Raw genomic sequence first — 20,095 nt, forward strand, 5'->3', positions numbered from 1 at the left:
AGCAGAAGAAAAGGAGACTGACCGAATCCGGGGCAGGGCGAGACCAGCCTGGTTCACTTCGAATGCTTCTTTGGAATTTTCGCGCCGGACTTGCGCGCTTCGTTCAACGCAATCGCTACGGCCTGCTTTTGCGGCTTGCCGTGCTTGATCTCGGTCTTGACGTTCTTTGAAATCGTTTCGCGTGACTTTCCCTTGCTGAGCGGCATGATCGTTCTCCCATGTGAAAGACGTCTACGCCTGCGCAGTGCGCGTGCCCATGGCATTCATGGGCTATTTTGCTGTTGCGGCGCTGGCAGGTTCGCTGCGGATCATGCTGTCGTGAGTGGGCTGCGCCGGCTTGCGGACTGGCATGTTGTCTGGGTTGGTCGCGCTGGCGGCCCCGGATGCCGCAGCGGGTGGCTTGACCATCGGCGAGGCTGGCGGCGTCTCCTGTGGTTGCGACTGAGCGAGCACAGGCGTAGCCGCGCTACACGCAGCAAGCAACGTAAGACGCATCAGATTGTTGGCCGCACGGAATTGAAGCGCCTTCATGGCTGTCTCCGGTTCGCTGCACGTTGGCGTGCACGCGATTCCCGTGCCTGAACCGCAATCAAGCTGGCAGTACTGCCCGATATCGTGCTGCACCTGCTGCGATAGCTTCGATTTCGCTCGCGCTTACTGCGCGGCTATACAGAAAGCCTTGCGCCTGCGTGCAGCCGTTTTGCAGCAGGAAGTCTCGATGTTCTATGGTTTCGACGCCTTCGGCGATCAGTTCGAAATCGAGCGCCTTGGCCACTGCAATGACGGCGAGCGTGATAGCCTGGGTTTCGGTATCCTGACCAATCTCACGCACGAATTCGCGGTCGATCTTGAGGCGGTCGACGCGAAAGCGCTTCAGATAAGCCAGGCTCGAATAGCCCGTGCCGAAGTCGTCAATGGCGATGCGCACGCCCATCTCGCGCAACGCTGCCAGCGTGCGCGCGGCGAGGTCGGGATGGCGCATGAGCGCGCCTTCGGTCACCTCCAGTTCGAGCAATTCGGGCGCAAGCCCCGATTCGCCCAGCGCATCCTTGACCTGCGCGATCAGACTGCCGTGTTCGAGCTGCAACGGCGAAACGTTGACCGATACGCGCGTGCGCCGCGTTGAGTCGCGATTCCATTGCGCCGCCTCGCGGCACGCTTCGCGCAGCACCCATTCGCCGATGCCGCGAATCAGCCCGGTTTCTTCCGCGATGGGAATGAACAGTGCTGGCGAGACGCTGCCGAGTTCTGCATCGGTCCAGCGCAGCAGCGCTTCGGCGCCGATCATCGCGCCCGATGCCATGTCGTATTGCGGTTGATAGAGGACGTTCAGCGCGCCGTTTCTGAATGCCTGGCGCAGACGCGTCGACATACGCAAACGCGAGGTGGCCGCCTGGCTCAATTCGGGCCGATAAAACTGGTACTGATTGCGGCCGTTTTCTTTCGCCAGATACATGGCCGCATCGGCGTTGCGCACGAGCGTTTCGGCGTCGTCGCCATCGACGGGATACAGGCTGATGCCGATGCTGGCTTCGATAAAAAGCTCATGGCCCAGCACCTGGATGGGCTCCGTCATGGCGCTCAGCAGCGCTTCGAGCACGGGCACGAGCAACGCTCGCGCGCCGTCGCAGACCATCATGAATTCGTCGCCGCCATAGCGCGCCACGGTGCCGCTGTCGCCGACCACGCGTTCGATGCGCCGTGCGATATGCGCGAGCAACGCATCGCCCACCCGATGGCCCAAGGAATCGTTGACCTCCTTGAAATTGTCGAGGTCGAGGAATACCACCGCGAGGGTCTTGCCCGTCTGCCCGGCTTGCTGCAGCGCCAGCGCGATGCATTCGTCGAAACGCTTGCGGTTCGACAGGCCGGTGAGCGCGTCGTATTCGGCGCGATGCTGCAGCTCTGCCTGAGCCGCCAGTTGCGTGGTGACGTCTTCCATCACGCACAGCGTCGCGCTGCGGTCGTCGAAATCCGTTTGCAGATGAAACACGTTCATCGAACGCAATTCGCCGCTTTGAGTGCGATGTTCCCAGATGGCCGTGCCATTGTCCTGCGCGTGCGACGAGGCGAGCGACGCGCCGTGCAGCGCCGTTTCGTCCATGCGCAGATCGGTCAGCGTGAGATCCAGCATTTCGCTGGCGCTATAGCCCATGGCTTTCACCGCCATGTCGTTGACGGCGACGAGGCGCGAGGTGGCGTCGTCGACGATCCAGATCGGCAAGGGATTGCGCTGGAACAGGCGCTGGTATTTCTGGCGATTGTTGTCGGCGGTGCGCAGCGCTACGCGCAGCGATTGCGTGATGCGCGCATTGCGAAACAGCAACGCAAGCAGCAGGCAGGCCGCCGCCAGGCCGGAGCCGAGCAGCAGCGCGAAGGTGCGCTGGGTGTCGCGCGACGCCTGTGCCGCGGACTTCTCCAGATGCGCGTCTTCGTCCATGCGGATTTCGCCGATCTTTTGCATGGCCTGGAAAAAGCGCGCATCGAGCTCGCCGAGCGACGGCGTTGCCACGGTCACGCTGCCGGGCGCAAGCATCGCGCGCATCGCCAGTTCGTTGCTTAGCCGGCCCAGACGATCGATCATGTCCTTCAACTCGTCGAGCAGCGCGAGACAACGCTCGCGGCCTTCGCAGGTCTGCTGCGCCGCGTTGGCGTGATCGATGAGCGCCGGCAGCGGATAGATATACGCCGCGCGCCGATAGAAAGGCCGCGTGCCGATGACGGTGTAGAGCTGTTCGTGTTCGTCGAGCAGCGTGTTCTGCAGTTCGTCGAGATTCTGCTTGACCGATTCGACGGCGTGCTGCTGCGCGAGCGCATGGCGCTGTTCATGCGCCTGCATCAAGGCGATGGCGGTATTGAGCGCGATGGCCGCAAGAATCGCGACGACGGCGACGGGCGCAACCAGTCGGGCGCGCCATGCAGCGGCCAGCCCTTCGAAAACCGGACTCCTCCTTGTCTTGGCCGTCTGTGTGTCCGTCTGTGTTTCCGTCATTGGACTGCGTGTCATCGTGCGTCCCACCCTCAGTGCCCAAGGAATATCGACAGATCGGCATGCAAACTTGAGGGATGTCCGACGCGGGTGAGCGGTTTTATTCGGGCTTTCATCTGGGGCGTATTACGGCAACATTGCGCTTTATTTCATCTTGTAAGTTCTAGCCGGTTTCGACGCGGTTGCGACCGGATTTTTTCGCCCGATAAAGCGCGCGATCTGCGCGTTTCATCAACGCTTCCACGTCGTGCTCGCCGGCTTCGCGCGTGACAACGCCAATGCTGACCGTGAAATGAATCGGCTTGAGACGCCAGTCGTGTTCGAAATCGTGACGCTCGAAGCGCTGGCGCAGTCGCTCCGCGATGGCGTGGGCCTGCGCGGCATCGGCGCCCGGCAGCGCCGCGACGAATTCCTCGCCGCCCCAGCGGGCGAACAGGCTGGGTTCGCCGGTCTGGCTGACGCCCACGTTCGCGAGCACGCACAGCACTTCGTCGCCGACGTGGTGACCGTAGTTGTCGTTGATTTCCTTGAAGTGATCGATGTCGAGAATGAACACCGATAGCGCAGCCTGCGTGCGCTGCATCTTGTCGACGAACTCAAGGAACTCGCGGCGATTCGGCAGCCCGGTCAATGCATCCGTGACGGCCTGCTTTTTCAGGCTATCCATCAGTTGTGCGCGATCGGTGATATCGCGCACGACCGCTGTGAATTCGGTATGACCGTCGACATCGATTTTGGATATCGCGATCTCGACCGGAATGATCGAACCGTCGCGATGCCGCCCGAATACGCTATTGCTCGCGTCCATGCGCGGCGGACTCATCTGGCGCAGTTCCGTGAGCGGCGAATCGGCGAATTGCCGGACGTTTCTGGAATGGTGCGCGCGCACCGTTTCTGGCAGGAGGGTTTCGATGCGCTGGCCCACTATTTCGGCGGCTGAATAGCCAAACAGATTCTCCGCCGCGCGATTGAATAGCGTGATGTTGTGCGATTGATCGATCGTGACGATTGCATCGTAGGCCGAATCAACGACCGCGCGATAACGCGAAGCATGGGTGGATTGTTCAGCGACGCCACCGGGCGACGGTGGCGCGATGGCGACGGTGGTGATGAGCATTTCCAGCGGCGTCGCGCTGACGTTCGAGTTGACCACCGGCGTGAGCGAATAGCGCCAGCTTTGGGTGCTCGTATGGGCGGTGCCGACGTGTTCGGTGGCGTCTGTGGCGGTAGAGGTGAAGCACGCCTGGAGTGTGTCGTGAATGCCTGGCCACAAGGCGGGCGGCACCCGTGTTTTGAGCGGCGCCGGGAACGAGGCAAGCCCGGTTTGCTGCGTCGGCAACGGGTTGAAGAAGTGCCGGTTCGCCGCAGTAGCGATGAGCTCGCCGCGCCCGTCGCGCCGGACGATGGCGACGCCGATGGCGCTGCTTTCCACGTGTTGGAGCGATGTGAGGGGCGGTTCAGTCATGCGCTAACCCTACAAAAGCGTTACACGGCATTCGTCAGACGTTCCTGGCGCATTGTTGCACAGCCTGGCGGCGAGCACCTTTCGGGCCTGAACGGCCTGCAAATTTATCCGCGGATTTTCTGCACCTCGTCCTTGCATTCCAATTAGATGATGACTACCATCTAATTAAGGTCGAACCACGGAGCGTTGCCTGTCATGAGGAAGTCGAAAGTCGAAACCGCCGAAACGCATCGCCGCATCGTGGAGGTCGCGGCCGCAATGTTCCGCGCCAACGGGATTCATGCGACGGGGCTGGCCGACATCATGGCGGCAGCAGGGCTGTCGCACGGTGGCTTCTACCGTCATTTCGAATCGAAAGACCAACTGGTGGCCGAGGCTTGCGAGGCGGGCACCGCAGGCATTCTGGCGTCGCTCGAAGCGGCCGCTGGAGAGCGGGTGGGGCCGGACGGCTTTCGCGCCATTGTCGATGCCTATCTTTCTCCCGCTCATCGCGATGCCGCCGCTAGAGGTTGTCCGCTTGCCGGGATGGGCAGCGAACTCGCGCGCAGCGACGACGGCACGCGGGCCGCGGCCTCTCGCAGCGCGGATGAGCTGATTGCGTTGCTCGCCGGGCGCATCGGCGGCACAGATGAGGGTGACGATGCGCAGCGCGAAGCGAGCCGTGCACGCGCTGTTTTCGCGCTCTCGACGATGATCGGCGCGCTGACGCTGGCGCGCATTGCGACCGATCCGCAGGCGTCCGCAGCTGTGCTGGCCGACGTTCGCCAGCAACTCGCCGCGATCGAAGTTTAAAAGGAGGGCCAGACAGGCCCTCGTAGTTCGCTCGTAAAAGTGCATGTGCACATATTGGCGCGGAGCTATCTGGCCGGACGAAATGGCCGCGCTTGACCCACCCAATGCAGTTCCTCTGAACCCATGTAACGGAGAATCGACATGCAACAGCGCAAATACCTCATCACCGGCGCCACGGGCAAGACCGGCGTTCATACCGTCAAGAATCTGCTCGCCGCCGGACATGCCGTGCGCGCCATGGTGCGCAAGGAAGACGCGCGCAGCGCTGCTCTGCGTGCGGCGGGCGCTGAAGTCGTGGTGGGCGATCTGCTCGATCACGATGACCTGATTCGCGCCACTTCGGGGATGACGGGGGCATATCTCTGCTACCCGGTGCGGCCCGGTTTCATTCAGGGCACCGCCTACTTCGCCGATGCCGCGCGCCGCGCCGGTCTGGAGGTGGTCGTGGAGATGTCGCAGATCTCGGCCCGCGAGGACGCGAAGAGCCACGCCGCGCGCGATCACTGGATCGCCGAACGGGTGCTCGACTGGTCGGGCGTGCCGACCATCCATATCCGGCCGACTTTCTTTTCCGAATGGCTGATCTTCCCGTGGGTGCGCGACACCATCGTCAAGGAGGGCAAGATCGCGCTGCCTTTTGGCGAAGGGCGCCACGCGCCGATTTCCGCCCAGGATCAGGCGCGCTTCATCGCCGCCGTGCTGATGCAGCCGCAGGGTCATATCGGCAAAGCTTATGAGCTGTGCGGGCCGGAGGAAATGGACTATCACGGGATCGCGGACGAAGTCAGCAAGGTGATCGGCAGGAAGATCGTCTATAGTCCGGCCACGCTCGACGCATACCGGGCGCATCTGCAACACTACGATCTGCCCGAATTCACGATCCAGCACTTCCTTGAAGTGGCCGTGGACTATCAAAATGGCGTGTTCGAGGGGAAGGATCACGTGATCGGCGAGGTAACGGGCAAGCCGCCGCAGACGGTCGCTGAATTCGTGCAGGCTTATCGCGCACTTTTTGGGGCCTGATTGATCGATAGAATGACCGGATACGGGACCAGCTGGAACGAAAGTACTTGACGCGTTGCCAAATAGCGCGTAAGTTCAACCTGCTAATTTTCCAGCTGTGTCTGCTCATCAATTGCTGCATTTTGTGGCATTCGTTGACCTCTCCCGCTCGATTTTTGTATTCGCCCACTCCTGGGCGCGTGTGTTTTTATTCGTTTTGAGGATTTTTTAGTGGAAACCGGTACCGTCAAATGGTTTAACGACAGCAAGGGCTTTGGCTTCATCACTCCGGACAAGGGTGGCGACGATCTGTTCGCTCACTTCTCGGAAGTGCGCGGCACGGGTTTCAAGACCCTCGCTGAAGGCCAGAAGGTCAGCTACGAAGTCAAGAAGGGCCCGAAGGGTCTTCAGGCTTCGAACATCACCCCGCTGTAAGCTGTTTGCAGCGCTGCCGTCCTTGGGTTGGTTTTCGGACTGATCCCTTGGCGGCGCGAATGCTCTGTCTCATACCGTGGCAGTCGTATGCCACGCGTATCTCGTGTGCCCCGCATTGGTGTTCACTGCGCTCGCAGACCGGACACCCTGCGGGCATGCGCGTTCGATGTTCGTCTTTGCGGATTGACTCAGGCGAACGCCGACGATCCGTGTCCCCGGTTGGCTCATCAAGAGCACGCATTGTCCTGTGCATTGGCACATTGCTTGTCGCGGTGTCGGATCGCCTGACTCTGGCGCGCCTAGGGCTACGTCGTTTCCTGCTCCCGACTGTCGCGGCTGATGCCGGCCCTCAGGGTCGCCGGTGGTGCGTCAGGATCTGGCCGATGGCGTTTGCACGGGGTCACTATCTGCGCTGCGCGTAAGCGCGGCATTGTGTATTTCAGGAGGATTGGATTTGGCGAAGGAAGAACTGCTTGAACTCGACGGCGTCGTCGACGAAGTGCTGCCGGACAGCAAGTATCGCGTGACGCTGGAGAATGGCGTTGTCGTGAACGCGTATGCATCGGGCCGCATGCGCAAGAACCACATCCGTATTATCGCTGGCGACCGGGTTACGCTCGAGTTGTCGGTCTACGACCTGACCAAAGGCCGTATCAACTTCCGGCACAAGGATGCGAGCGGCTCGGCTCCGCGCCCCGCCATGCGCCGCAAGTAAAGCAGGCGTCCGGCTGGATTGCTCACGGATGCGCCCGGGCGCGCCACTCAGGTGCCGCTGCGCGCCGCGCACCGTGACCTTCAGCCTGACCGGCGCACGAAGCGGATCGCGATGATCCGCGTTGTGTGCAGGATCGTTCGCCCGTCGTTGGCCTGTGACTGTTTCAGGCGTTGCGGCGGATCATGATCCAGTAGGGGCTGCCCGTTATCGCCTCCCGGCAAGGCATCTCCGGTTCGAATCCCAGCCGCTGATAAAACGGCAGGCTCAGGGGATTAAACGTCTCCAGAAAGCAGGTTGCGCCGACCCGGTCGGCACGGCCTAGCGTCAATTGCAGCAGATCGTGCGCAAGCCGCCGTCCTCTCGCTGCCGGCTGTATTCCCAGAATCGACAGATACCACGCATCGTCCAGATGCGCGGGCACGTTGTGCGCCATTGCTTCGCAGATCCCGCTGTAGTTTGCATAGCCGCGCGCGCCAAGCAGCGCTTCGAGCGCCTTGCTGCGCGCCTGACCGTGCCGGGCGATCGCTTCGTGTCCCGCCTCGGGCGTGACCCAGATCGCTGCGCCATCGTTGCCCGCATAGTGGACTTCGCCGATGGCGCGCGCTTCCTCGATCGCCAGCTCGCAATAGCGGGCCAGCATCTGCAACCGTTGTGCTTCGTCGGCCTGCGCTTCGACTGTGACGGCCAGATAGAACGGATCTTCAATCAGAGCTAGCGCGAGTGCGCGAGACACGGCTGCGGTCGCGGCGGGATCGTAGGGCGTGGTGTGGGGCAGGGAGGCGGTGGTGCTCATCATTCGAGAACAAAGGCGGATTAATCGAGCCGCCATGCTACCGAAAACATCAAATGCCGGCGCTGCATTCTGTTCAGACTATACTGCAGCGCATGCACGATACCTTGCGTCGACTCGATTTGAATCTGCTGCTGGTTTTTGACGCCATTTATCGTCGGCGTAGCGTCGTTGCTGCCGCCGACGAACTGGCGATGAGCCCGTCGGCCTGCAGTCACGCTCTGGGACGCTTGCGAGATGCCTGGCATGACGAACTATTCATTCGAGCGGGTGCGGGCATGCAGCCAACGCCTCACGCCGATCTGATCGCTGAAGGTGTCGCCGAGGCGCTGGGCGTGCTGTCTGAGCGTCTGGGCGAAACCGAGCGCTTCGATCCGGCCAGCACCACGCGCACGGTCACGTTTGCGGCCACTGATTTCACGGCGTTCGCCCTCTTGCCCGTTATCGTGAGCCGACTCGAACAGCGTGCGCCCAACCTGTGCGTCAAGGTCGTGCCGTCGGAAAGCTGCGAGGCGCAGGACGATCTCAACGCCGGGCGCGCCGATTTCGTGCTGGGTTTCTCCGATGAATTCCATCCGCCCGCTGAAGGCATTGAAGCGCTCGACGCGGGCGAGGACGACTATGTCGTGGTCGCGCGCAGCCGGCATCCGCGCATTCGCGCGCCGCTCACGCTGAGCGCCTATCTGGCCGAGCGTCATGTGGTGGTCGCGCCGTGGCCCGGGGAGCGCAGTGTGATCGATATGTCGCTTGCGAAGCTGGGCGTTGCGCGCAAGGTGGCTGTCGAGCTTCCCGACGTGATGGCCGCGCCGTTTATCGTGGCCAGCTCCGATCTGCTCATCACGTTCCCGCGCCGGGCGGCGCGCCAGCTCGCCGTCGCCGCGCGGCTGGCGGTCTACGACGCGCCGTTCGACACGCCGCGCTTCACCTTCCGGATCTTCTTCCAGCGTCGCAATCTGCATAGCCCGTGGCATCGCTGGATGAGAGAACAGATCAAGGCTGCGATGCAACGTCCTTAGATGAGCGAACGAGGCGCGCTAGCCGATGCCGCGAACCCTGGCGGGAAAGCATTCGAGCAGCCAGTCGATAAAAACGCGTAGACGATGCGTCACGTAGCGGTTCTGCGGATACACCACATGAAACGGATAGGGCGGCGGCCGCCACTTCTTCAGGATTTCCACGAGCGATCCATCCTGAAGCGCCGCATTGGCCGCGTGCGCAAAGGTTTGAACAATGCCAAGCCCTGCGATGCAGGCGGCAAGATGCGCGTTGCTCTCGTTGATGCCTATGCGGTGTTCGACTTTTATTTCGCTTCGCTCGCCTTTGTGCTCGAATCGCAGGGGCACGGCTCTGCCGGTCTGCGTCGAAACATAGCCAACCAGGCGATGGCCGTTTTTCAGTTCGTCCGGATAAGCGGGCACGCCGTATTGCTTGAGATACGCGGGCGTGGCGCACGTCACCATCACGGCGTCGCCAATGCTGCGTGCGACCAGCGATGAGTTGTCGAGTTGGCCGCCGCGAATGACACAGTCGACGTTATCGCCGATCAGATCCACTGCGCGGTCGGCGACGCCCAGATCGATGCGGATGTCCGGATAGCGGGCCATGAAATCCGGCAGCAGCGGAATCAGCACTTCCCGCGCGGTCAGCCCACCGATATCGATGCGCAGATTGCCACGCGGATTGCCGCGCGCGACGCTGAACGAAGAATCGATATCTTCGAGGTCGCGCAGCACACGCGTTGCTTTTGCATAGTAATCCTGACCTTCTGGCGTCACGGTGACTCTGCGTGTGGTGCGCTGGAGCAACTTGACGCCGAGGTGCGCCTCCAGTTCCTGCACCAGCTTGCTCATGGTGGCATTGGGCATATCCAGCGATTCCGCGGCGCGCGTAAAGCTGCCTGCCTCCACCACGCGAGCGAATGCGCGCATTGCCAGCAACTGATCCATTGCGAAGCGGCTCCTGAAGATCGACCTGAAAAAAGCTCGGTTGATTATACATGTGTGTGGATAGTCATTTATTTAATTCAATATTTATCAATAAATGGCGGCCCACTACAGTGTTGTTCATGCGATGCACGACGGACTTGGCAAGCGCTGGCCACCAGGTTCGACGCATGAATACAACCCCTTCAGGTAACGAAAACGGAGCAAATCATGAGCAAGCAACTCGATGGAAAGATCGCACTCGTCACGGGCGGCAGCACTGGCATCGGCCTGGCCGCAGCGCAGGAACTGGCGAAGCAGGGCGCACGCGTGTTCATCACCGGCCGCCGTCAGGCGGAACTCGATGCCGCCGTCGAGTCGATCGGACCGGCCGCAACGGGCATTCGCGCCGACGCCTCGGTGCTGGCCGATCTCGACGAGGTCTATGCGCGGATCGCGCGTACCGCCGGCAAGCTGGACATTCTCTTTGCAAATGCAGGCGGCGGCGACATGATGCCGCTCGGCGCGATCACCGAAGAGCATTTCGACCGCATTTTCGGCACCAATGTGCGCGGTGTGTTGTTCACTGTCCAGAAGGCGCTGCCGCTGCTGGTCGACGGTGCGTCGATCGTGCTGACTTCGTCCACCACATCGATCCAGGGGACGGCGAGCTTCAGCGTCTATAGCGCGAGCAAGGCGGCCGTCCGCAATTTCGTGCGCTCGTGGGCGCTCGATCTGAAAGACCGTCGTATCCGCGTGAATGTCGTGAGCCCAGGCCCGATCCGTACGCCGGGTCTTGGTGGTCTCGTGCCTGAAGAGGCGCGACAAGGTTTGTTCGATGCGCTGGCTGCGCAAGTTCCGCTGGGTCGAATCGGCGAGCCGGAGGAAATCGGCCGGGCAGTGACCTTCCTTGCCTCCGACGCCGCAAGTTTCATCAACGGCATTGAACTGTTCGTCGATGGCGGGATGGCGCAGGTGTAAGGCAATACGCTGGGAGCCTGAATGCTCCTTCGTCTGAAACGCTACTAACTGTCAATTATGGTCGGCGCATTCGACTTAACGCTTTCGCACCAGAACCTGGTTTTGCAGCGTTACTGTTGAAGGTCTCCACCACAGCAAGGCGGGCCGCTACTCGAAAGAGCAGCGGCCCTTTGTTAATTGAGTCAGGACGTTAGCGAAATACCCGTTCCACGTCGGTTCGCAAATCAGTGCCCCACCGGCGACACCACGGACGGGGTCGCAAGCGTGTTATTCGTCTTCGGCGCAGGCGTCGGTGTCGAGCTATTGTTCGGTCCGTTCTGCTGGCTCGAATTGGGCGTCGCGCTGCCCATGCCGGCATCGGAATTCGTGCCGCCAGGCATGCCATAGCCGCTCGACGTATCGTTCATCTGGTTCATCGCCGGGTTAGACGTGCTGCCGTGGCTCGAACCACCGCTGCTCGTGCCACCGCTCGTCTGGGCGAAAGCGCTGCCGGACAGCGCGAGTGCGGCGACAGCCGCGATCAATGTGCTGGTTGTCTTGATCATGATCTGTTCCTCCATGAATGGACTGGAATATCGACGCAAGCGATTACCGCATGCTCGACTCAATTAGCGCATCGCGCGTGCCACACACATCTCTTCATTGCATCGGGCGAACGAACGTTCGACTGGCCGCTGTAGGTGTTTGCACGTAAACGCAGTTTCGCCGATTGCAAATCAGGTTACCTGATAATAAGATTGCTAAAAATCTGAACTCTGGCGCTTACGCTGCGCGTCTCTCACGTTGCCTTTGCCCTAAGGTCGCTGCAGCGCGCTCAAGAGGCGAACGAGGCTTGGTCATACCTCGTAATAAAGTAGGAATACTGATTAAAAACGGAGATCCAATGAAGAAGATTGCCTGTATGGCGGCATGCGCAGTTGGCGCCAGTATTGCGCACGCCCAAAGCAGCGTTACGCTCTATGGCCTTGTTGACGCAAGTCTCTTGTATCAGAACAAGAACGGCGGCCCTGGCGCCGGCGGCCCATCGCCGCACAGCAACTTTCTTTTCAGCTCGGGCGGCAACAGCAGTAACCGTTGGGGCTTGCTGGGTCTGGAGGATCTGGGCGGCGGCGTGCGTGCGGGCTTTCAGCTCGAAGGTCAATTCAGCATCGGCAGCGGTGCAATGTCGCCGTCCAATACGATCTTCGGGCACTACGCCAATGTGTTCGTGCGCTCGAGCTACGGTCAGATCACTGCGGGTCTTCAGCAGGATCCTGCGTACTACGCTTTTGGCCGCGCCGATCCGCGCTCGCTCAAACAGGCCTTCAGTGCCGCGGGCTACTGGAACTTCCTGGAAGGCAAAAGCACGACATCAGGCGTGACGGTGTATGAAGCCAACTCGGTTGGCTACACCTATAAAACCGATACCGTTTATCTTGGCGCGCTTTATCACTTTGGCAATGAAGCGGGCAGTCTCGCGCAGGGCAGAACTGTTTCGCTTGGCGCGGCGTATGAAGACGCACACTTCATTGGCGAAGGCGCATTTGTGCAGAAGAACGATCAGTACGGTAATCGCGATCTGACCGTATGGTCGCTGGGCGGAGGATACAAGTTTGGGCCGGTCACATTCAAGGCGGCGTGGACTGATTACAACCAGCCCGAGGGCAATGCGATTACCCAGTTCGGCGTGACGGGTCCGTCGGATATTCGCGTCATTCAGGCAGGCGCGAACTGGTACGTCACACCGGCCAGCATGCTCACTTTCGCTTACTACTGGGCCGAAGATCGCAAGGACACGCAGAACGCCACCAGCGCCTATGTGCTGAGCGAAGACTATTTCCTGTCCAAGTCCACCGAACTCTACGGATTCGTTGGCCTGATGAACGCCAAAAAGAAGGCGAATGGCCTGACCAACCTGATGACGGCGTCGCTTACGGGCGGCATGCCGGACACCAACACCGTTGCGGTCGGCGTGGGCATTTCCCATCGCTTTTAAGGCCTTTTTCCAGAATCTGCGCCCATTTCATACGAACGCGCCTGACCCGCGCGCATGCATTCCTCTCGCAGGAGACATTCGATTGTCGCCCTTCAATCAACGAAAAATTCGACCTGGCGAATGCGCAGCGGTGTTGCTGCTCGCTTTCGCGGTTTGCCCGCAGGCGCATGCAGCCGACGCCAGCAGTTGCGCGCGTCTCGCCGAACTACCTATAACGGGTGGCATCGTGACTTCGGCGAAATGGCAGGAAGCCGATGCAACGAACCCGGGCAAGACACTGCCGGCACACTGCCTTGTCGAAGGCGTGCTGGACCGACGCACCGGACAGCCAGCGCCGACCAGCGGCACGGGACCTGCAGCGTCGAACGATCAATACGCCATTCATTTCGAATTGCGTCTGCCGCAGGAATGGGCGGGACGTTTCTTCTATCAAGGTGGTGGCGGCAGCGATGGCATCGTCAATCCGGCGACTGGTGTGACCCCATCGTGGCGTGATGGGCCGCGAGCATTGTCGCGTGGCTTCGCTGTCGTCAGCTCAGACGCGGGCCATACGCAGGACCAGAACGCGGGCTTTGGCGTCGATCCCAAAGCGCGTATCGACTATGGCTACGCGTCAATCGGCCGGGTTGCGGAAGTCGCGAAGCACGTGATTCGCAACTTCTACGGCGAGCCGCCTAAATGGTCATATTTCGCCGGCTGTTCAAAAGGTGGCCAGGAAGCATTGCAGGCGATGCAGCGGTACGGCTCCGAATTCGACGGCATCATCTCCGGCGATCCCGGTTACCGGCTTCCGCATGCCGCCATTGCGCAGGTGGCGGACACGCAGGCCTTTAGCCGTGCCGCGCCGAACTCCGCCGACGGACGCGTACAACTGGCGCGCGCCTTCTCGCAGCAAGATCTCGATCTGGTGGCCGACGCCGTGCGTCATCAATGCGGCACGGCGGACGGCACGGACGATGGCTTCAATTACCGCCCGGACGTCTGCAAATTCGACCCCTTGGTTCTGCAATGCCAATCCGGCAAGACCGATGCGTGCCTGAGCGCCAACCAGGTGCAGGCCTTGCACGCGGTGTTCGATGGCGCGAGAACGCCCGACGGCCACACGCTCTACACGCCGTGGCCCTACGACAGCGGCATTGCGAGCGCGAACTGGCGCGAATGGAAACTCGGCGACGAGAAGCATCCATCGCGTGCCGAGACGCTAGGCGCGGGCTCGATGCAGTACGTATTTTCGACGCCACCGCGCAGCGCGTTCGACATCTACACGGTATCGCTTGGCGATCTCGAACAGTCGATTGACAGAAAGACCGCGGAATACGGCCAGTCTGCCGCCGAATTCATGGATGCCGATTCAGTTGACCTGGCGGCTTTCAGATCGCACGGCGGCAAGCTGCTGATTTACCACGGCGGCAGCGACCCGGTGTTTTCGGTTCTCGACACGATCCATTACTTCAAGCGCCTGCAAAGTGCCTACGGCAGGCATACCGCCGATTTCGCACGCCTTTACGTCGTGCCTGGGATGAATCATTGCTCCGGCGGGGACTACGCGCTCGATAGTTTCGATTCGCTCGATGCGATGGTGAAGTGGGTGGAACACGGCCAGGCGCCGCAAGCCATCGTAGCGCATGCCGGAGCCTCGTCTGGATCGAAACTGCCCACTGGCATGACGCGTCCGCTTTGTCCTTATCCGCAAGGCGCGAAATACCTGAAGGGCGACAAGAACGATGCGGCAAGCTTTGCCTGTGCCCGTCAATGAATCTCCATGGAGACGCGTAATGAAGATCAGTAATCCTATGAAGTGCATTGTGGCAGCGTTACCCGTCGTTCTAGCCAGCGTCACGGGATCGGCAGCCGAAGCGCCCGCGCAGCATGTCCCCACAGCGCAACTCGTGATGGAAATTACGTGCGATCTTGCGCCGACGATGTCGCTCGGCACGTCGCCGATTGGCGAAAGGCGCATGGTGCCGATCGTCGGCGGGAGCTTCTCCGGTCCCGACATCCACGGCGTAGTGCTGGCTGGCGGCGCCGACCGTCAACTCGTGCGGCAGGACGGCTTCAAACAGTTGAGCGCGACCTACGAGTTGAAGACGGACGATGGCGCGGTCATCAGCGTCTCGAATCATGTGCTGGCGCCCGCACAGCGCGCGCCGGGGCAGGCGGTGTTTTCGAATATCGATCTCGTTGCGCCGCAAGGCAAATACGGCTGGATCAATAACGACGTTTATGTCGGGACGCTCGACAGTCTGAAGCCGGGGCGCGATGCCGTTCTTATCCGTATCTACAAGCTGCAGTAATCCGCAGTGCGTGCGGCGAATAGAAAAACCAAGGAGATATCGTGTCGTCATCGACAACTCAGGTGCCGTCCAGCCGGACGGCGGGTACGGCGTGGGTGCTCGGACTTTGTCTGGTGGTCGCGGTGCTGGAAGGTCTCGATCTGCAGTCCACGGGCGTTGCTGCACCGCGCATGGCGCGTGAATTTGGGCTTTCCGTGCGTCAATTGGGCATTGCGTTTAGCGCGGGCATGTTTGGACTGCTGCCGGGCGCGATGCTGGGCGGGCGTCTTGCCGACCTCATTGGCCGCAAGCGCGTGCTGCTGATTTCGATGGTGGCGTTTGGCGCGTTCTCGCTGCTCACCGCGCAAACGTCCACGTTTGCGACCTTGCTGATTGCTCGCCTGCTGACGGGGCTGGGGCTGGGCGGCGCGATGCCGAACCTGATCGCGCTTTCAGCGGAGGCCGTGCCGGAGCGGTTACGCAATACCGCCGTGAGCATCATGTATTGCGGCATGCCGCTGGGCGGCGCGCTGGCGGCGTTGATCGGCGTACTCAGCGCGGGCGATACCGAATGGCGTCATATTTTCTACGCTGGCGGCTTTGGGCCGCTCGTTATCGCACCGGCAATTCTTGCCTGGCTGCCCGAGTCGCGCGCGTATGCTGCCGCCAGTTCGAACGCGCAGGCCATGCATGGCGGACCACCGTCGACACTGCGGGTACTCTTCGGCGAGGGACGCGCCGCTGTGACGGCGCAGATCTGGGTCAGCTTTTTCTGCACGCTGATCGTGCTGTATTTTCTGCTGAACTGGCTGCCTTCGCTGATCGTGAGCCGCGGCTTGACGCGCAGCCAGGCGGGTGTGACGCAGATACTGTTCAACGCTGGCAGTGTGATTGGCGTGCTTGCAACCGGCACGCTGATGGACCGCGTGCGTCCGATGCGTGTCGTGGGCGCTGTCTACGCGGGCATCGCTGTTTCGCTGTTCATGCTGGCGGGCGCGAGCAATATGGTGTGGCTTTCCTTGTCGGTGTTGCTGGCCGGAATGGGCGTAGTGGGAGCGCAATCGATGCTTTATGCGCTGTCCGCCACGAGCTACGAAACCGTCATGCGCGGGACGGGTGTTGGCGCGGCGGTTGCGGCGGGCCGTATCGGGTCGATCGTCGGCCCGCTCGCGGCAGGGCAGCTTCTGGCGGGCGGAGCCAGCGCAACCACGGTGATCGCCGCAAGTATTCCGGTTACGGTAGCGGCCGCGATTGGTGCATTGCTCGCGGTATCTCGCTCAAAAACGTAGAAGTGCTGACTATTGTGGCCTGAGTGATTGACGTGTTCCTGGTATCAAAACCCATCGCAACGCTTGCGATGCGATGGGTGCTTCGTATTGTTCGACTGGAAGCCTGCTAGACCGCGCGCAGATTGCGCACGCAGGTATGTAGCAAGGTCTGAAGCGTCTGCGCGGTAGCGGGCGCGACGTCGTCGAGCATCGCGCGCTCCACCTGATCGACCGCCTGATCGCAGGCATCGAGCAGCGTCTTTCCTTCATCGGTCAGCGAGAGCAGCACCACACGACGGTTCATCGGGTCGGGTTCGCGCGCGACCCAGCCGCTGGCTTCCATCGTCTTCACCACCTCATTGGCTGATTGCGGCGTGATGAACGAACGCTCGGCAATCTGCGCATTCGACGAGCGTCCACGTGCACGTAGCACCGACAGGGCGGTGTATTGCGGCAGCGTCAGACCATGCATGACGAGCGCTTCGGTAAGCCGGCGCGAGATGACGCGGTCGAGTTGCCCAATCAGATAACTCAGGCGCATGGGCGGTACAGCGCGCTGCGTTCCATCGGCGCCTGGCGATTCTGGTTTATTTGCTGGCGTGGTTGCGGCTTCGATGGTGGAGGTTTTTCTGGCCATTGGCGATCAAAGGCGATTTAGGAGTAGGGAGACGTCATCGCGTATTCTACTTTATATGTCAGGGAACCTGATTCTCAGTGAAAGGCAAACGGTGGCCACAGTGACGCTATCGTGATCGGACATGGGGGAACCTAGCGAGCCAAAGCCCAAAAGCCGCGAACGCGGCTTGCGGGGTTTCGCGGCCGAGCCGCGGCAGCGGGCGAAAGATCGAGCGAAACCTGCTTTCTAGGCGTGCGCGGGCGACCCGGAGCGCGCAGGCTTCTTCGCGTTGCTTGCTGCTTCCGTTGCGGTCGTTGTAGCCGCGTGCGTTTGCGCGTGGGCCACATCTATTACATCGCCCAGCGAGTCGGGCATCGCGTTCAAACCCAGATCGGCGGCGGTGATGATCGGGCTTTCGGCCATGACGAGGGTGCGGCGAATGCAATTGAAGAGTTCGCGCACATTGCCGGGCCAGTCGTATTGACGCAATGCGGCCAGCGCATCGGTAGAAAAGCCGCGAATCTTCTGCTGTGCTTCCTTTTTGTAGAGCGCAAGGGCGTGCTGGGCGAGCAATTCGATATCGGTTCCGCGCTCGCGTAGCGGCGGCTTGGTGACTTTCAGCACGCAAAGCCGGTGATAAAGATCGGCGCGAAACTTTCCTTGCGCCACGGCCGCTTCGAGATCCACGTGCGTCGCCGAAATAATGCGCACGTCCACCTTGATGGGCGTATTGCTGCCAAGGCGCTCGAACGTCCCTTCCTGCAGAAAACGCAGCAGCACCGCCTGGCACGAATAAGGCATATCGCCGATTTCGTCGAGAAATAACGTACCGTGAGCGGCCGATTCAATGCGGCCGATTTTCTGCTGCAATGCGCCCGTAAATGCACCGCGTTCGTGGCCAAATAATTCGGCTTGCAACAGCGTGGTGGGAATGGCCGCGCAATTGATCGCCACATAAGGCAGACGCGCACGCGACGAGCGATTATGAATTGCACGCGCGGCGAGTTCCTTGCCCGTGCCCGATTCACCGCAGATAAACACCGGCGCAGGCGTGCGTGCGCACTTTTGAATGCCGCGGTAAAGCTCCTGCATGGCGTCGCATTCGCCGATCATGTCGAACTGCCCTTGAGCGCGTCGGCTGCTGATGCGACGGGGTTCGTCCTGGGCGGGCGACGATGCGTCGCGCAGCGTCGCCAGTCCATAAGCGTGCCCGATTGCGAATAGCAGGCTTTGCTCGGGGTAGGGCGACGTAATGAAGTCGTAGCAGTGATCGACGATAAATTGCCGGGCGGCGCCATCGGCCTGGCCAGGCTGAACCAGCGCGATCCACGTGATTTTCGCGCGGCGCACGGACTTTTGCAGTGCGCTGAGTTGCTCCGGCGTGGCGTTCTGCGGCAACTCGATCAGGCCCACGCGTGGCGCGACTTTCATGGCCGCGTCGGGAGCGGCTTCCGTGTCCGTTGTTACCACAACCTGCCATGCAGCCGCCGAAAGCAATTCGACGATTCGGGGCGAAGGATTGCCCGACACATAAAGCACCTGACGTTCCGCCGCTGATGAAGCCGCTGATTCCGCCGCTAAGGTATTCATGTTTCCTCCCAGAAACACACTTGGCCTGCGCCATCAGGAATCCACCGTGTTTACCCGGTGATAGCCCAAATGGTGCGGTGCCACAGAACTACCTTAATGCATGGGTGGCGCACTTTCAATCAGATCAAAACCGTATCAAGTTTTCAGCTAGCGTTTTTGGCGCACGGATTGTTGAGTTGGCACTTAATTCACATGCGCCCATGCGCCGCCGCTGTGCGTACGCGCGAGGCCGAGCGTCGGCGCGCGAAGTCCAGTTTGACGACCTGAGCGCTGCGCGTGCCCGAGCGCCGGACCGGCAGCGCGCTCACCTTGTTGCTTGCCTGATAGCGCCGCCGCACCAGATACACGGGGCGGCCCTTGGTCTCGTGGTAAATGCGCCCGACATATTCGCCCACGACGCCTATGCCGATCAGTTCAATGCCGCCCATGAACAGCAGCACCGTCAGCAGTGATGCATAGCCCGGCACTGGATTACCGAACAGCATGGTGCGTCCGACGATGAAACCGCCATACAGGAAGGCCCCCGCAGCGATGCTCAGGCCGATGTAGGTCCAACTGCGCAGCGGCACGGTGCTGAAACTCGTGATGCCTTCCAGCGCGAAATTCCACAAGCGCCAGCCGGAGAACTTCGAATGTCCGGCGCTGCGCGCCTCGCGCTCGTAATCGACGATCACGGTGCGGTAACCGAGCCACGCGAACAGGCCTTTCATGAAGCGCCGGCGTTCGGGAAGCCGCCGCAGCGCGTTGACGACTTCGCGATCCATCAAGCGGAAGTCGCCGACATTCTCGGGCAGCTTGACGTCCGAGAGCGCGTTGTGCACCCGGTAATAAAGACCGGCCGCCGTGCGCTTGCTCCAGGTATCGCAGGCGCGGTTGGTTCGCCGCGCGGCGACGACGTCGGCACCCGCGCGCCAATGCTCGATCATCACCGGGATGAGGCTGGGCGGGTCCTGGAGATCGGCATCGATGGGAATCACAGCATCGCCGAAAGCCTCGTCGATACCGGCGGTCAAGGCGGCTTCCTTGCCGAAGTTGCGCGTCAGATCGATCACGCGGATACGGCTGTCTTTGGCGCGCGCGGCTACGAGCCGGTCGAGCGTGTCATCGCCGCTGCCGTCGTTGATGCAGACGATCTCGAAACGGATCGACGCGATGTCTTCCAGCACCGGCACGATCACTTCAAAAAAGCGCTCGACGGCATCGCCTTCGTTGTAGAACGGCGCCACGATCGAGACCAATGGCTTGTTGTTACGTGTAGTCATGGTAAGTCCCCCGGTTCAGC

General features: G+C 61.2%; 20 protein-coding genes. 10 read left to right on the top strand and 10 right to left on the bottom strand.

From position 1 onward, the window contains the following. Positions 1 to 53 precede the first annotated feature (53 nt). The 3 genes from F3J17_RS10015 to F3J17_RS10025 all read right to left on the bottom strand — a co-directional run bounded on the left by F3J17_RS10015 (position 54) and on the right by F3J17_RS10025 (position 4,454). Positions 54 to 206, bottom strand: a complete 153-nt coding sequence (locus tag F3J17_RS10015; RefSeq protein WP_167056889.1) for a DUF6496 domain-containing protein — start codon at positions 204 to 206, stop codon at positions 54 to 56. A gap of 383 nt (positions 207 to 589) precedes the next feature. After that, positions 590 to 3,007, bottom strand: a complete 2,418-nt coding sequence (locus F3J17_RS10020; RefSeq protein WP_167056891.1) for a GGDEF and EAL domain-containing protein — start codon at positions 3,005 to 3,007, stop codon at positions 590 to 592. 145 nt (positions 3,008 to 3,152) lie between these two features. Continuing rightward, entirely contained in the window at positions 3,153 to 4,454 is a 1,302-nt protein-coding gene (locus F3J17_RS10025; protein WP_167056894.1) for a sensor domain-containing diguanylate cyclase, read from the bottom strand. Between the two features lie 195 nt (positions 4,455 to 4,649). Here F3J17_RS10025 and F3J17_RS10030 point away from each other — a divergent pair, with 195 nt between their 5' ends. The 4 genes from F3J17_RS10030 (at position 4,650) to infA (ending at position 7,398) form a co-directional block, all read left to right on the top strand. Then, positions 4,650 to 5,246, top strand: coding sequence for a TetR family transcriptional regulator (locus tag F3J17_RS10030; protein ID WP_167056896.1), 597 nt, complete (start codon positions 4,650 to 4,652; stop codon positions 5,244 to 5,246). Between the two features lie 141 nt (positions 5,247 to 5,387). Further along, positions 5,388 to 6,269, top strand: a complete 882-nt coding sequence (locus tag F3J17_RS10035; protein WP_167056898.1) for an NAD(P)H-binding protein — start codon at positions 5,388 to 5,390, stop codon at positions 6,267 to 6,269. 210 nt (positions 6,270 to 6,479) lie between these two features. Next, positions 6,480 to 6,683 carry a cold-shock protein gene (locus F3J17_RS10040; RefSeq protein ID WP_167056900.1) on the top strand — a complete coding sequence of 68 codons (204 nt, stop codon included), beginning with the start codon at positions 6,480 to 6,482 and terminating at the stop codon, positions 6,681 to 6,683. 454 nt (positions 6,684 to 7,137) lie between these two features. Beyond that, a complete protein-coding gene (gene infA, locus F3J17_RS10045) occupies positions 7,138 to 7,398 on the top strand; it encodes a translation initiation factor IF-1 (RefSeq protein WP_167056902.1) in 261 nt (86 codons plus the stop codon). Between the two features lie 163 nt (positions 7,399 to 7,561). Here the strand turns inward: infA and F3J17_RS10050 are convergent, their stop codons facing one another. Both F3J17_RS10050 and F3J17_RS36570 read right to left on the bottom strand, forming a co-directional pair. Then, positions 7,562 to 8,194 carry a GNAT family N-acetyltransferase gene (locus tag F3J17_RS10050; protein WP_167056905.1) on the bottom strand — a complete coding sequence of 211 codons (633 nt, stop codon included), beginning with the start codon at positions 8,192 to 8,194 and terminating at the stop codon, positions 7,562 to 7,564. A gap of 17 nt (positions 8,195 to 8,211) precedes the next feature. After that, complete coding sequence (locus F3J17_RS36570) at positions 8,212 to 8,436, bottom strand: hypothetical protein (protein ID WP_345891177.1); 225 nt, start codon at positions 8,434 to 8,436, stop codon at positions 8,212 to 8,214. Between F3J17_RS36570 and F3J17_RS10055 the strand changes: the two genes are divergently transcribed. After that, the gene (locus tag F3J17_RS10055) at positions 8,338 to 9,204 is read left to right on the top strand and encodes a LysR family transcriptional regulator (RefSeq protein ID WP_345891174.1); all 867 of its coding nucleotides are present in this window, start codon (positions 8,338 to 8,340) and stop codon (positions 9,202 to 9,204) included. The genes F3J17_RS36570 and F3J17_RS10055 overlap by 99 nt on opposite strands. 18 nt (positions 9,205 to 9,222) lie before the next feature. Here F3J17_RS10055 and F3J17_RS10060 read toward each other — a convergent pair whose 3' ends face one another. Continuing rightward, positions 9,223 to 10,134 (bottom strand): LysR family transcriptional regulator, encoded by a 912-nt coding sequence (locus tag F3J17_RS10060; RefSeq protein WP_167056911.1) that lies wholly within the window; start codon positions 10,132 to 10,134, stop codon positions 9,223 to 9,225. Between the two features lie 207 nt (positions 10,135 to 10,341). Between F3J17_RS10060 and F3J17_RS10065 the strand changes: the two genes are divergently transcribed. After that, entirely contained in the window at positions 10,342 to 11,091 is a 750-nt protein-coding gene (locus F3J17_RS10065) for an SDR family oxidoreductase (RefSeq protein ID WP_167056914.1), read from the top strand. Between the two features lie 224 nt (positions 11,092 to 11,315). On the opposite strand, the gene F3J17_RS10070 is transcribed toward F3J17_RS10065, so the two are convergent. Continuing rightward, on the bottom strand, positions 11,316 to 11,636 hold the full coding sequence (locus F3J17_RS10070) for a hypothetical protein (RefSeq protein ID WP_167056917.1): 321 nt from the start codon (positions 11,634 to 11,636) through the stop codon (positions 11,316 to 11,318). 338 nt (positions 11,637 to 11,974) lie between these two features. On the opposite strand from F3J17_RS10070, the gene F3J17_RS10075 reads away from it, so the two are divergent. The 4 genes from F3J17_RS10075 (at position 11,975) to mhpT (ending at position 16,628) form a co-directional block, all read left to right on the top strand. Continuing rightward, on the top strand, positions 11,975 to 13,066 hold the full coding sequence (locus F3J17_RS10075) for a porin (protein WP_167056920.1): 1,092 nt from the start codon (positions 11,975 to 11,977) through the stop codon (positions 13,064 to 13,066). A gap of 82 nt (positions 13,067 to 13,148) precedes the next feature. Next, positions 13,149 to 14,822: a tannase/feruloyl esterase family alpha/beta hydrolase gene (locus F3J17_RS10080; protein WP_167056923.1), complete on the top strand. Its 1,674-nt coding sequence runs from the start codon at positions 13,149 to 13,151 to the stop codon at positions 14,820 to 14,822. Between the two features lie 19 nt (positions 14,823 to 14,841). Then, positions 14,842 to 15,360 carry a DUF3237 domain-containing protein gene (locus F3J17_RS10085; RefSeq protein ID WP_167056926.1) on the top strand — a complete coding sequence of 173 codons (519 nt, stop codon included), beginning with the start codon at positions 14,842 to 14,844 and terminating at the stop codon, positions 15,358 to 15,360. 41 nt (positions 15,361 to 15,401) lie between these two features. Further along, positions 15,402 to 16,628: a 3-(3-hydroxy-phenyl)propionate transporter MhpT gene (mhpT, locus tag F3J17_RS10090; RefSeq protein ID WP_345891161.1), complete on the top strand. Its 1,227-nt coding sequence runs from the start codon at positions 15,402 to 15,404 to the stop codon at positions 16,626 to 16,628. A 106-nt stretch (positions 16,629 to 16,734) separates the two neighbouring features. Here mhpT and F3J17_RS10095 read toward each other — a convergent pair whose 3' ends face one another. The 3 genes from F3J17_RS10095 to F3J17_RS10105 all read right to left on the bottom strand — a co-directional run bounded on the left by F3J17_RS10095 (position 16,735) and on the right by F3J17_RS10105 (position 20,075). Then, positions 16,735 to 17,148 carry a MarR family transcriptional regulator gene (locus tag F3J17_RS10095; RefSeq protein ID WP_240160887.1) on the bottom strand — a complete coding sequence of 138 codons (414 nt, stop codon included), beginning with the start codon at positions 17,146 to 17,148 and terminating at the stop codon, positions 16,735 to 16,737. A 321-nt stretch (positions 17,149 to 17,469) separates the two neighbouring features. After that, positions 17,470 to 18,813, bottom strand: a complete 1,344-nt coding sequence (locus F3J17_RS10100) for a sigma-54 dependent transcriptional regulator (protein WP_167056932.1) — start codon at positions 18,811 to 18,813, stop codon at positions 17,470 to 17,472. Between the two features lie 188 nt (positions 18,814 to 19,001). Beyond that, positions 19,002 to 20,075: a glycosyltransferase family 2 protein gene (locus tag F3J17_RS10105; RefSeq protein ID WP_167056935.1), complete on the bottom strand. Its 1,074-nt coding sequence runs from the start codon at positions 20,073 to 20,075 to the stop codon at positions 19,002 to 19,004. Between the last annotated feature and the right edge of the window lie 20 nt (positions 20,076 to 20,095).

The sequence above is a fragment of the Burkholderia sp. Ax-1719 genome (assembly GCF_011753055.1).
In the GTDB taxonomy this organism is placed as follows: Bacteria; Pseudomonadota; Gammaproteobacteria; order Burkholderiales; family Burkholderiaceae; genus Paraburkholderia.

What these genes read in the sequence shown, in the direction of transcription:
- F3J17_RS10015 (WP_167056889.1), bottom strand. Translation starts at nt 206, where the DNA reads ATGCCGCTCAGCAAGGGAAAGTCACGCGAAACGATTTCAAAGAACGTC.
- F3J17_RS10020 (WP_167056891.1), bottom strand. Translation starts at nt 3,007, where the DNA reads ATGACACGCAGTCCAATGACGGAAACACAGACGGACACACAGACGGCC.
- F3J17_RS10025 (WP_167056894.1), bottom strand. Translation starts at nt 4,454, where the DNA reads ATGACTGAACCGCCCCTCACATCGCTCCAACACGTGGAAAGCAGCGCC.
- F3J17_RS10030 (WP_167056896.1), top strand. Translation starts at nt 4,650, where the DNA reads ATGAGGAAGTCGAAAGTCGAAACCGCCGAAACGCATCGCCGCATCGTG.
- F3J17_RS10035 (WP_167056898.1), top strand. Translation starts at nt 5,388, where the DNA reads ATGCAACAGCGCAAATACCTCATCACCGGCGCCACGGGCAAGACCGGC.
- F3J17_RS10050 (WP_167056905.1), bottom strand. Translation starts at nt 8,194, where the DNA reads ATGATGAGCACCACCGCCTCCCTGCCCCACACCACGCCCTACGATCCC.
- F3J17_RS36570 (WP_345891177.1), bottom strand. Translation starts at nt 8,436, where the DNA reads ATGCCAGGCATCTCGCAAGCGTCCCAGAGCGTGACTGCAGGCCGACGG.
- F3J17_RS10060 (WP_167056911.1), bottom strand. Translation starts at nt 10,134, where the DNA reads ATGGATCAGTTGCTGGCAATGCGCGCATTCGCTCGCGTGGTGGAGGCA.
- F3J17_RS10065 (WP_167056914.1), top strand. Translation starts at nt 10,342, where the DNA reads ATGAGCAAGCAACTCGATGGAAAGATCGCACTCGTCACGGGCGGCAGC.
- F3J17_RS10070 (WP_167056917.1), bottom strand. Translation starts at nt 11,636, where the DNA reads ATGATCAAGACAACCAGCACATTGATCGCGGCTGTCGCCGCACTCGCG.
- F3J17_RS10075 (WP_167056920.1), top strand. Translation starts at nt 11,975, where the DNA reads ATGAAGAAGATTGCCTGTATGGCGGCATGCGCAGTTGGCGCCAGTATT.
- F3J17_RS10085 (WP_167056926.1), top strand. Translation starts at nt 14,842, where the DNA reads ATGAAGATCAGTAATCCTATGAAGTGCATTGTGGCAGCGTTACCCGTC.
- F3J17_RS10095 (WP_240160887.1), bottom strand. Translation starts at nt 17,148, where the DNA reads ATGCGCCTGAGTTATCTGATTGGGCAACTCGACCGCGTCATCTCGCGC.
- F3J17_RS10100 (WP_167056932.1), bottom strand. Translation starts at nt 18,813, where the DNA reads ATGAATACCTTAGCGGCGGAATCAGCGGCTTCATCAGCGGCGGAACGT.
- F3J17_RS10105 (WP_167056935.1), bottom strand. Translation starts at nt 20,075, where the DNA reads ATGACTACACGTAACAACAAGCCATTGGTCTCGATCGTGGCGCCGTTC.